Source organism: Kiloniellales bacterium, assembly GCA_030064845.1.
Classification (GTDB): domain Bacteria; phylum Pseudomonadota; class Alphaproteobacteria; order Kiloniellales; family JAKSDN01; genus JASJEC01.
In genome coordinates this window covers 63,532-73,515 of sequence record JASJEC010000015.1, presented here as the reverse complement: position 1 = coordinate 73,515, position 9,984 = coordinate 63,532, and the positions used below count along the sequence as shown (strand labels likewise).

Genomic DNA, 9,984 nt, shown 5'->3' with positions numbered 1-9,984 from the left:
GTCCATTCGGCTCCTCCTTGGAAACGGATGTTTCAGCACCATCAGCTTCCTCGGTCAGGGCCGAGTGGACAACCTATTGCAAGCTCACAACTAGAGCGAAGTCACTGGGCGATGCCTAGATCGGCTCTCAAGAAAAGCCTGGAGCCCTTGATCGACGTCATCCTTCGACACGGGGCGCAGCCCGGCGCTACGCGCGGATGAGGGTAAATGCTTGAAATATTTCGCCCTCACCCTGAGCGTGTCGAAGGGTGATGGTCCCGACTGAGCACTTTTTCAGCACCCTCCGAGGCGCCAGAGCAGCTGGTCGAAGCGGTCCTGGCCGAAAAAGGGCTCGCCCTCAAGCACGAAAGTGGGCACGCCCCAATGGCCGGAAGCCAGGAGGGCCTCGTGGTTGGCGGCGAAGCCGCGGTCGAACTCCGGCCCCCGCGTCTCGGCCGCGCGATTGAGCGCCGCCGGATCGAGCCCGGCGCGCTCGGCGGCCTGGTCGAGCGCTCGGCCCCGGTCCCAGTCGCGGCTGGTGCCGTCCCAGATCAGCCGCGTCACCTGATCGAGATAGGCCCAGCCCCGCCCCCCGGCGTCGGCCGCCGCGGTCAGGCGGTAGAGCCGGTGAACCCGCGGCTGCGCCCCGGCGGCGCGAAACAGTGTGCCGGGCTGGAAGGCGACGGGATTGGGCCGAGCCTCGCCGTAGGGCAGCCCCAGGAAGGCTGCCGTCCTCCGGACGTCGAGATCGAAGTAGCGCTGTTCCAGCTCGGTGGCGTCCTGGAAGACCTCGGGAATGCGCAGGACCCCGGGCAGCACCGGGCGAAGGACGACCTCGACGTCCGCGCGCCGGTCGAGCGCGAGGATGCGGTCGAGGGCGAAATAGCAGTAGGGGCTCTGGTGCGACCAGAAGACCTCGACGCGCTTTGCCATCCCCAAGCCTTCCCGTTGTTTTCGGTCCTTCCTGTCACCTCGCACGCGCGTTGACGCACTGCAACATGATACCTACTATCCCGCGCGACCGGCCGCCGGTCCGCGGCCTGACGCTCACAAGACGGACTGGAGACAAAGCGGCCATGGCTGATCCTGGCCCCACCGCGCCGGCCCTGAAACCAAGCAACCCGAGGTTCTCCTCCGGTCCCTGCGCCAAGCGGCCCGGCTGGTCGCCGGAGGCCCTCGCCGAGGCGCCGCTGGCCCGCTCGCACCGCTCGGCCGCCGGCAAGACGCGCATCGTCGAGGTGATCGAGCGCTCGCGCGCGCTGCTCGGCCTGCCGCTCGACTACCGCCTCGCCGTGGTGCCGGCCTCCGACACCGGGGCGGTGGAGATGGCGCTCTGGTCCCTGCTCGGCCCGCGCGGCGTCGACGTGCTCGCCTGGGAGAGCTTCGGCAAGGCCTGGGCCAAGGACATCACCGGTGAGCTGAAGATCGCCGATTGCCGGGTGCTGGAGGCCGACTACGGCCGGCTGCCCGACCTCGGCGCGGTCGATCCGGGGCGCGATACGGTCTTCACCTGGAACGGCACCACCTCGGGCGTCCGCGTGCCCGACGGCGACTGGATCGCCGCCGGACGGGAGGGGCTGACGATCTGCGACGCGACCTCGGCGGTCTTCGCCATGGACCTGCCGTGGGACAAGCTCGACGTGGTCACCTGGTCCTGGCAGAAGGCCCTGGGCGGCGAGGCGGCCCACGGCATGCTGGCGCTCTCGCCGCGCGCGGTCGCCCGCCTGGAGAGCCACGAGCCGGCCTGGCCCCTACCGAAGGTCTTCCGCATGACCAAGGGCGGCAAGCTGATCGAGAGCCTGTTCCAGGGCGCGACCATCAACACGCCCTCCCTGCTCTGCGTCGAGGACCAGGTCGACGCGCTGACGTGGGCCGAGGCCGAGGGCGGCCTCGCGGCGCTGATCGGCCGCGCCGAGGCGAACCTGGCGGCGGTGGCGGACTGGGCCGCGGCGCGCGACTGGGTCGATTTCCTGGCCGAGGACCCGGCGACCCGCTCCTGCACCTCGATCTGCCTCAAGCTGACCGATGCCCCGGCCGAGACCGCGCCGGCCATGACCAAGCTGCTGGCCGAGGCGGGTGCCGCCCTCGACATCGGGTCCTACCGCGACGCGCCGCCGGGGCTCAGGATCTGGGGCGGCCCGACGGTCGAGCTTGCCGACATCGAGGCCCTGCTGCCCTGGCTCGACTGGGCTTTCGCCAAGGTCCGCGCGGGGCAGCTCGCCGAGGCCTGAACCGACAAGAACGGGGGAACCCGGCGATGCCGAAGGTACTGATATCCGACAAGATGAGCCCGCTCGCCGCCGAGATCCTCGGCCAGCGCGGTCTCGAGGTCGAGATCTCCAACGGCCTGGAACCGGCCAAGCTGGCCGAGGCCGACGGCCTCCTGGTGCGCTCGGCCAGCAAGGTGACGGCGGAGGCGATCGAAGGCGCGACCAGGCTGAAGGCGATCGGGCGCGCCGGCATCGGCGTCGACAACATCGACCTGGCCGCCGCCACCAAGCGCGGCATCGTGGTGATGAACACGCCGGGCGGCAACTCGGTGACCACCGCCGAGCACGCGATCGCCCTGCTCATGGCGCTGGCGCGGCAGATCCCCGCGGCCGACCGCTCGACCCGGGCCGGCAAGTGGGAGAAGTCCCGCTTCATGGGCGTCGAGCTGACCGGCAAGGTGCTGGGCGTGATCGGCTGCGGCAACATCGGCGCCATCGTGGCGACGCGGGCGCTCGGCATGAAGATGCGCGTCATCGCCTACGACCCCTACCTCTCGCCCGACCGGGCCGCCGACCTCGGGGTCGAGAAGGTGGACCTCGACACGCTGCTGGCGCGGGCCGACTTCCTCACGCTGCACGTGCCGCTGACCGACGAGACCCGGGGCATCATCGACGCCGCGGCGCTCGCCAAGACCAAGCCGGGCGTGCGCGTCATCAACTGCGCGCGCGGCGGCCTGGTGGTCGAGGAGGACCTGAAGGCGGCGATCGAGGACGGCCACGTGGCCGGCGCCGCGCTCGACGTCTTCGCCGAGGAGCCGGCGCGCGAGAACCCGCTGTTCGCGCTCGATCAGGTGGTCGCGACGCCGCACCTGGGGGCCTCGACCAGCGAAGCCCAGGAAAAGGTCGCGCTCCAGGTCGCCGAGCAGATGGCGGACTTCCTGCTGACCGGTGCGATCACCAACGCGCTCAACATGCCCTCACTGACCGCCGAGGAGGCCCAGCGCCTCAAGCCCTACATGGAGCTCGCCGAGCAGCTCGGCTCCTTCGCCGGCCAGCTGACCCGGACCGGCATCAAGGGCGTCACCATCGAGTACGAGGGCCATGTCGCCGAGCTCAACACCCGGCCGCTGACCCAGGCGGCGCTCGCCGCGCTGCTCCGGCCCATGCTCGACTCGGTCAACATGGTCAACGCGCCGGTGATTGCCCGCGAGCGGGACATCGAGCTGCGCGAGATCAAGCTGGAGCGGGACTGCGACTTCCAGACCCTGATGTGCCTGACCGTGACGACCGAGCGTCAGGAGCGCGGCGTCGCGGGCACGCTGTTCGGCGGCACCAAGCCGCGCCTGGTGCGCATCAAGGGCATCCCGATCGAGGCCGAGCTGGGCGCCCACATGCTCTACATCACCAACGAGGACAAGCCCGGCCTGATCGGCGCGCTCGGCACCACCCTGGGCGACGCCGGCATGAACATCGCGACCTTCCACCTGGGCCGCGCCGAGGCGGGCGGCGAGGCGCTCGCCCTGATCGAGCTCGACCAGGCGATCCCCGCGAAGGTGCTCGCCCAGGTCCGCGCCCTGCCGCACATCAAGCAGGCCGCGCCGCTCAGGTTTTAGGGCTGAGAGCAGATCCGGGTTTGACTGAACCGCCAGAGGCGATCCATCAAATCGTCCAGACACGGATTAATGCCAAGGGACCTGGATAATGACCCGTTTCATGGGCCGTTACCCATGTCCTTTGGTATCAGGCCTTCGGCTGGTTCTCCGGCTCATCGATCGTGGTCAGTATAACCACCTCGTCTCCCGGCTCGACCGACCACTCGATCTCACGGTCGGGGTTCAAGGCGAGGCCGCGCTCCGGCTCCGCGGGCCGTCTGTATCCGAGGGCAATCTCGCCGCGCATCGCGGCGACGCGCTGGATGTCCTGGAACCGCACTGGTCCGTCCGCGCCGAGATAGCTGTCCGCTTGCCGCAATACCATCTGTGACCCCCACGGCCTGGTGAGCTCCCAGAACACGCTGGCCAGCTCCTGCCGCAGGGCGACCTGAGAAACCAGATAGCTCACCACCATGGGGCTGACCATCACGTCCTCGCTTCCGCCCTGGAAGAGGTACTGGTTCTCTTGGTCGAGGAGTTCCACGAGAACTTCGGGACGCTGTGCCTCGTCCGAGAACAGGCCGCGCAGCGTCAAGGCGGCGACAACACTGACTGCGTCAGCGTGCTCCTTCTCTTCGAGCAATTCGCTCGCCAGCACAATGACGTTGTCGTAGTTGGCCGGCTCGAGTCCCTCGATCACGCCGGGCGTGGAAAAGCCCGCCTCGATCTGCTTCACCGTCGCACTCGAGCTTCTGTAGCCCTCCCGCGCCAATCCGGCCTCGCGCACCTCGCTCGAGGTGCGCGAGACGATGTCGACTTCGAACGCGTCTTCCCCGAAACGCCCCAGCTCGCGCAGCAGCGCCGGCACCTTGCGGCTCCAGCCGAGCACCAGCACGCGACGGGCACCGCCCGACGGGGGACGAAGTGCCTCGGCGGCGGCCTCGCTCGCCGGACCGATCGTCTTTTCAGGTCCGGGCACGCAGTCGTCGAAGGACCTGGCGATGAACACGGGCAGGTCGTCCGCCTCGAGCACGGTCTCGGGGTCGGGATTGAGTATCGGCCGGCGCTCGCCGGGACGCACGAACCCAAGGAGAATCGCCTTCGGGAAACGGCGGCGCAGACTGCGGAATGTCGCGCCAGTCTGTCCCTCCACTGGGTGCAGGTAGATCGCATTGCCCTCGTTGACCATGAAGAGCTCGGACATCACGCTCCACAGCCCGCGGTGGCGCACGCTCTGGGCGATGAGGCGACTGACCATGCCGTCCGCAGCAATGGCCTCGCCCGGCCCCTGGTAGGAGAGATTGGCCACCTCGACCCGCCGCGCATCGAACAGCTCCGCGACGGCAAACGGTGGCGGCGTTCCGGACTCGCTGGCGAACCTTGAGATCGACGCCAGCGTCTTGATCGTGAGGGCATCGACGCGCTCGGGATTGCGCTCGGCGAAGCCGGCCCCCGGCAGGATCACGACCGCCGCATCGCGAAAGGCCACACGCTCGAGATGATCGACATGAAGCGGCGTTCCCGAACGGACCAGGACGCGGCGCGCATCCCACACAGGGCCCAGCTCTTCGCGGAGCTGCTCGAGACGCGCCGCATCCACCCAGTCGGTCATGATGACGATCCGAAGGTCTTGCGCGCCGCGACGTTTCAGGAAGCGCTCCACGCGAGCGCCGGTCCGCAGCAACGTCTCGACGATCGCCACCGTCTGATAGGTCCAGCCGAGGACGATCACGTGGTCGGCGAGGGCGACGGGGGTGACGCCCGATTCGAGCCGCTCGATGGTCTGGTCCAACCACTGGGTCAAGATGGCGATGAGGAGTCCGAGAAACACCACGTAGCCCAGCAGCGTGACGATGGTCGAGATTGTCGCCCGCGCGACGCCCTCGTCGTCTCCCAGGTAGCCCGGATCCGTGAGCCTGAGGAAGGCCCACCACACCGCGTCCGCGGGACCGGCGAATCCCTCGTCCAAGGCAGCCACCAGCAGGCCGAAGATCAATGCGACCGCGACCACGATCAGCGCAGCGATCAGAAGACGGGCCTTCAGACCGCGAAGGACCAGCTGCTCGAATTCGAAGCGAAGCTTCGCGAGCAGCTGCCGGTGTTTCTGCGTTGCTCGCAAAACCTAGCCCCACTCTGGCTTATGCATCCGCGATTTATGGATGTCGCCGTTTCCGCCGTAAACAATGCCCATGAAGCCGCGCAGCCGCGTTCGTTCGACTCTCTGCGATCGCCCAGCGTTGGTGCCCATTCCTGGTCATGTTGGCTCCTCCAGTGGCACGGTAGCACCGAACGGCGATAGGCGTCTCATTTCTGAGTTGGGGCAAGCTCGGGCCACCTCAGAGTTGCACCTCCGGTGCTGGACGGCATCAAGACGTCACTCGCTATTCCACTGGCATCCCGAACACATCCGCCAGCGCATCGAGCGCGAGCCTAAGCACCGCCAGGGCCGCCGCTCAAGTCCGAGTGGAGTCGCCGCTTTACAGGAGCGCCACGGCCTCCGCGAAGCCCATCGCTTCCGCGTCTTCCAGGGGCGTGGTGCAGTCGTCGATGCGGGTCCTGAGCGTCGGGTCGGCGCCCCGGTCCACGAGCAGCCGGACGCCTTCGAGGTCGCGCTGGGCGACGGCGTAGTGCAGGGCGGTCCAGTCGTTCAGTCCTCGCTGGGCGAGATCGGCGCCGCTCTCGATCAGCAGCCGCACCAGGTCGTAGCGGTCGCGGCGGCCTGAGGAGAGCGCGGCGATCAGCGAAGGGAAGCCGGCCTCGTCTGGGTAGTTGGGATCGGCGCCCAGGGCGATCAGCGCCTCGATGAAGGCGAGGGGGCTCCAATAGATCGCGTATTCGAGCGGATGGTTGCCGACGCCCAGCTCCGGCGGCTGGCGGCAGTTCGGGAAATCGGGCGGCTCGCCCAGGGCCTTGCGGAGCGCGGCCATGTCGCCAGCGCGATAGGCCGCGTCGGCCGCCATGGCCCGCGCGCGGCGGTCCTGGCTGTCCCCCGTCATCCCGCCGCGCGGCGCGCCAGCACGCCCATGCGCTGGACCGCGGCGATCGAGAGGAGGACCGCGGCCGAGAAGACGTAGAGGCCGGCGTGGAGCACCACGTCGCTGATCAGCGAGCCCTGGATCGCGACCACCAGCAGCGCCACTACGAAGACGTCGAGCATGGACCAGCGGCCGAGCTGCTCGAGCCGGCCCATCCAGCGGTGCAGCCCCGGGCTGCCGGCGTCCGCCTGGTACCAGAGGGTCATCGCGGCGCCGAGCTTGGCGAGCGGCACGACGACCGAGAAGAACACGATGACCAGGACCAGGAAGTAGTCGCCGTGGCGCCAGAGGTCGATCGCGCCCTGGAGGATCGAGACCCGCTCGGAGAGGAAGAAGAGCTGGCTGACCGTCATGATCGGCAGCATCCAGCCGAGCAGCAACAGGACACCGGCCAGCAGCATGGCGCCGCCGATCAGGCGGTCGGCGCCCCGGGCGGTGGCGGCGAGGGAGCGGGGATTCATGCCTAAATCGAGCGTCCTGCGGTTGCGCCGACCCTAACCTGGAACGGCGGCGGCCCCGGATCAAGGCGGTGCGTGGGGCGCGCTGGACAGCGGCGGCGGTTTCCGACCATCCTGCGCAGGTCCGAGAAGCGATCAGGGTTCCGCCCATGCCGCCCTACAAGAAGCCCGAGCGCTGGGCCGATCCCGCCAACAAGATCTTCGCCCATCAGGTCGGCTTCACCGCGCCGCCCCACGACTTCGACGCCGCGCCGACCGACTTCCTGAAGATCGCGCCCGAGGGCGTGGGGGCGCACGGGCGCATGCTGCACGTCCCGGTCTACGCCCACGAGCTGGGGCAGCGCGCCGACAACTTCCACCTGCTCGAGGAGGTCGTGCACTGCATGGCCAACAACGGCGCCGACGCGGTGGGGCAGGTCGGCACCAACTGGGTGCACTGCAACGGCACCACGCCGGACGAGATCGCGGCCTTCTGCCAGCGCCTGAGCGAGACCTACGAGACGCCGTTCCACATGGCGGGCTACTGCCTGGTCGAGGGCCTGCGCGCGCTGGGCGTCGAGAAGATCGCGCTGAACTCGGTCTACTACTGGCCCGACTGGCGCGACGGCATCGCGCGCTTCCTGAAGCAGGCCGGCTTCGACCTGCTCTACGCCGGCAACTTCGTCGACCTCGGCCTCTACGAGACCCAGGAGGAGGTCAACGCCCGCACCTGGATCTTCCCGGCGGAGATGGCCCGGCGCTCGATGGCGCGCGTGGCCGAGTTGGCGCCCGGGGCCGAGGCCGTCGTGGTCAACGGCATGCCCAACTTCCGCCAGGCCGACGGCCTGACCCGCCGCATGGTGTCCCTGGAGCGCGACCTGGAGGCCGGAATCGGCAAGCCCATCGTCTCCTCGGACTCGGCGCTCTACTGGCGCCTCTTCAAGACCCTCGGCGTGGCACCGACCGCTCCGTTCGGGCGCCTGCTCTCCACGCTCTCCTGAGGACCCGGCGATGCACAAGATCCTCGCGCTCTGGGCCACGCCGCGCTCCACCTCGACCGCCTTCGAGTGGATGATGCGCATGCGCGGCGACATGACCTGCTTCCACGAGCCCTTCGGCGAACCCTGGTACCAGGGAGAAGAGCCGCTTTGGCCGCGCCTCAAGCCCGACAGCAAGCGCACCCCGGGCCTGACCTTCGACAGCGTGTGGAAGACGCTTCTTGCCGCCGCCGAGCAGGGACCGGTCTTCACCAAGGACTTCGCGCACTACATCGAGCACCTCTGGACCGACGATTTCCTGGCCCACTTCACCCACTCCTTCCTGATCCGCGACCCGGCCAAGGTCGCGACCTCGATGTACAAGCACTGGCCCGATTTTGTCCTGAAGGAGATGGGCTGCGTCGAGCAGCGCCAGCTCTTCGACCGCCTCGCCGACCAAACCGGGAGCGCGCCGCCGGTGATCGACAGCGACGACCTGCTGGAGGATCCCGCCGGCATCGTCGAGGCCTACTGCCACGCCGTCGGCATCCCCTTCATCGCCGAGGCGCTGACCTGGGAGCCCGGCGCGCGCGACGAGGTGAGCTGGTACGACGGCGGCTCCTGGCACCAGAACCTGCGCGACTCAGACGGCCTCAAGCCCCAGCCGCGCCAGTACATCGACATCTCCGAGGCGCCGGACCGGGTCAAGGAGATCTACGAGACCGTGCTGCCGCACTACGAACGGCTGCACGCCCACCGCCTGACCGCCTGAGCAGCCGCCGGCGGCCTCAAAACAGGTTCTCGAGGTCCGCGGCGGCCTTGGAATCGTTGTCACACGGCGGTGACCCGTCGATGATAGCCATGGCTTTTTCGGACTGTCCGCTGAGCGCGGGAGAGGAGAACAGGGATGATCAAGGGTAAGAACGCGATCGTGACCGGATCGACCAGCGGCATCGGCCTCGGCATCGCCGACGCGCTGGCGGGGGCCGGGGTCAACGTCATGCTGAACGGCTTCGGCGACGCGGCCGAGATCGAGGCGACGCGGGCCGACCTGGAAGGCCGCCACGGGGTTAAGGTCGGCTACCACGGCGCCGACATGAGCAAGCCGGACCAGATCGCCGAGATGGTCTCGACCTCGGCGAGCGACCTCGGATCGGTCGACATCGTGGTCAACAACGCAGGCATCCAGAACGTCGCGCCGATCGAGGAGTTCCCGGTCGAGAAGTGGGACGCGATCCTGGCGATCAACCTGTCCAGCGCCTTCCACACCATTCGCCTCGCCCTGCCCGCCATGAAGCAGGCCGGCTGGGGCCGGATCATCAACGTCGCCTCGGCCCACGGCCTGGTCGCTTCGCCCTTCAAGTCGGCCTACGTCGCGGCCAAGCACGGGATGCTCGGCCTGACCAAGACCGTCGCCCTGGAGGCGGCGGAGTTCGGCGTCACCTGCACCGCGATCTGCCCAGGCTACGTGCGGACGCCGCTGGTCGAGAAGCAGATCCCCGACACCGCCAAGGCCCGGGGCATCACGGAAGAGGAGGTGGTGCGCGACGTCATGCTGGGCCCGCAGCCGACCAAGAGGTTCGTCGGCGTAGAGGAGCTCGGCGCCCTGGCCGTCTTCCTCGCCTCCGACGGGGCCGCCTCGGTGACCGGGACCGCGATCTCGGTCGACGGCGGCTGGACCGCCCAGTAACGCCGGTTCAGGCCCGGACTCTATGATTCTAGTGTGATTCAGCTTCCTAAACTCGGCACGTTTA

The 9,984-nt window shown here is 68.6% G+C and carries 9 protein-coding genes; 5 read left to right on the top strand and 4 right to left on the bottom strand.

Features of this window, described 5'->3' with window-relative positions:
• Positions 1-273: 273 nt before the first annotated feature.
• Entirely contained in the window at positions 274-912 is a 639-nt protein-coding gene (locus QNJ67_08275; protein ID MDJ0608961.1) for a DsbA family protein, read from the bottom strand.
• Positions 913-1,055: 143 nt separating this feature from the next.
• On the opposite strand from QNJ67_08275, the gene QNJ67_08270 reads away from it, so the two are divergent.
• Both QNJ67_08270 and serA read left to right on the top strand, forming a co-directional pair.
• The gene (locus QNJ67_08270; protein ID MDJ0608960.1) at positions 1,056-2,210 is read left to right on the top strand and encodes a phosphoserine transaminase; all 1,155 of its coding nucleotides are present in this window, start codon (positions 1,056-1,058) and stop codon (positions 2,208-2,210) included.
• Positions 2,211-2,236: 26 nt separating this feature from the next.
• On the top strand, positions 2,237-3,802 hold the full coding sequence (gene serA, locus QNJ67_08265; protein ID MDJ0608959.1) for a phosphoglycerate dehydrogenase: 1,566 nt from the start codon (positions 2,237-2,239) through the stop codon (positions 3,800-3,802).
• Between the two features lie 127 nt (positions 3,803-3,929).
• Here serA and QNJ67_08260 read toward each other — a convergent pair whose 3' ends face one another.
• The 3 genes from QNJ67_08260 to QNJ67_08250 all read right to left on the bottom strand — a co-directional run bounded on the left by QNJ67_08260 (position 3,930) and on the right by QNJ67_08250 (position 7,277).
• A complete protein-coding gene (locus QNJ67_08260; GenBank protein ID MDJ0608958.1) occupies positions 3,930-5,900 on the bottom strand; it encodes a hypothetical protein in 1,971 nt (656 codons plus the stop codon).
• A 358-nt stretch (positions 5,901-6,258) separates the two neighbouring features.
• The gene (locus QNJ67_08255; GenBank protein MDJ0608957.1) at positions 6,259-6,777 is read right to left on the bottom strand and encodes an ankyrin repeat domain-containing protein; all 519 of its coding nucleotides are present in this window, start codon (positions 6,775-6,777) and stop codon (positions 6,259-6,261) included.
• A complete protein-coding gene (locus tag QNJ67_08250; protein MDJ0608956.1) occupies positions 6,774-7,277 on the bottom strand; it encodes a paraquat-inducible protein A in 504 nt (167 codons plus the stop codon). The genes QNJ67_08255 and QNJ67_08250 overlap by 4 nt, the downstream gene beginning before the upstream one ends.
• Before the next feature lie 146 nt (positions 7,278-7,423).
• On the opposite strand from QNJ67_08250, the gene QNJ67_08245 reads away from it, so the two are divergent.
• The 3 genes from QNJ67_08245 (at position 7,424) to QNJ67_08235 (ending at position 9,920) form a co-directional block, all read left to right on the top strand.
• Entirely contained in the window at positions 7,424-8,254 is an 831-nt protein-coding gene (locus QNJ67_08245) for a hypothetical protein (GenBank protein ID MDJ0608955.1), read from the top strand.
• A gap of 10 nt (positions 8,255-8,264) precedes the next feature.
• Positions 8,265-9,002: a hypothetical protein gene (locus QNJ67_08240; protein MDJ0608954.1), complete on the top strand. Its 738-nt coding sequence runs from the start codon at positions 8,265-8,267 to the stop codon at positions 9,000-9,002.
• A 135-nt stretch (positions 9,003-9,137) separates the two neighbouring features.
• Positions 9,138-9,920, top strand: a complete 783-nt coding sequence (locus QNJ67_08235) for a 3-hydroxybutyrate dehydrogenase (GenBank protein MDJ0608953.1) — start codon at positions 9,138-9,140, stop codon at positions 9,918-9,920.
• The last annotated feature ends 64 nt before the right edge of the window (positions 9,921-9,984 follow it).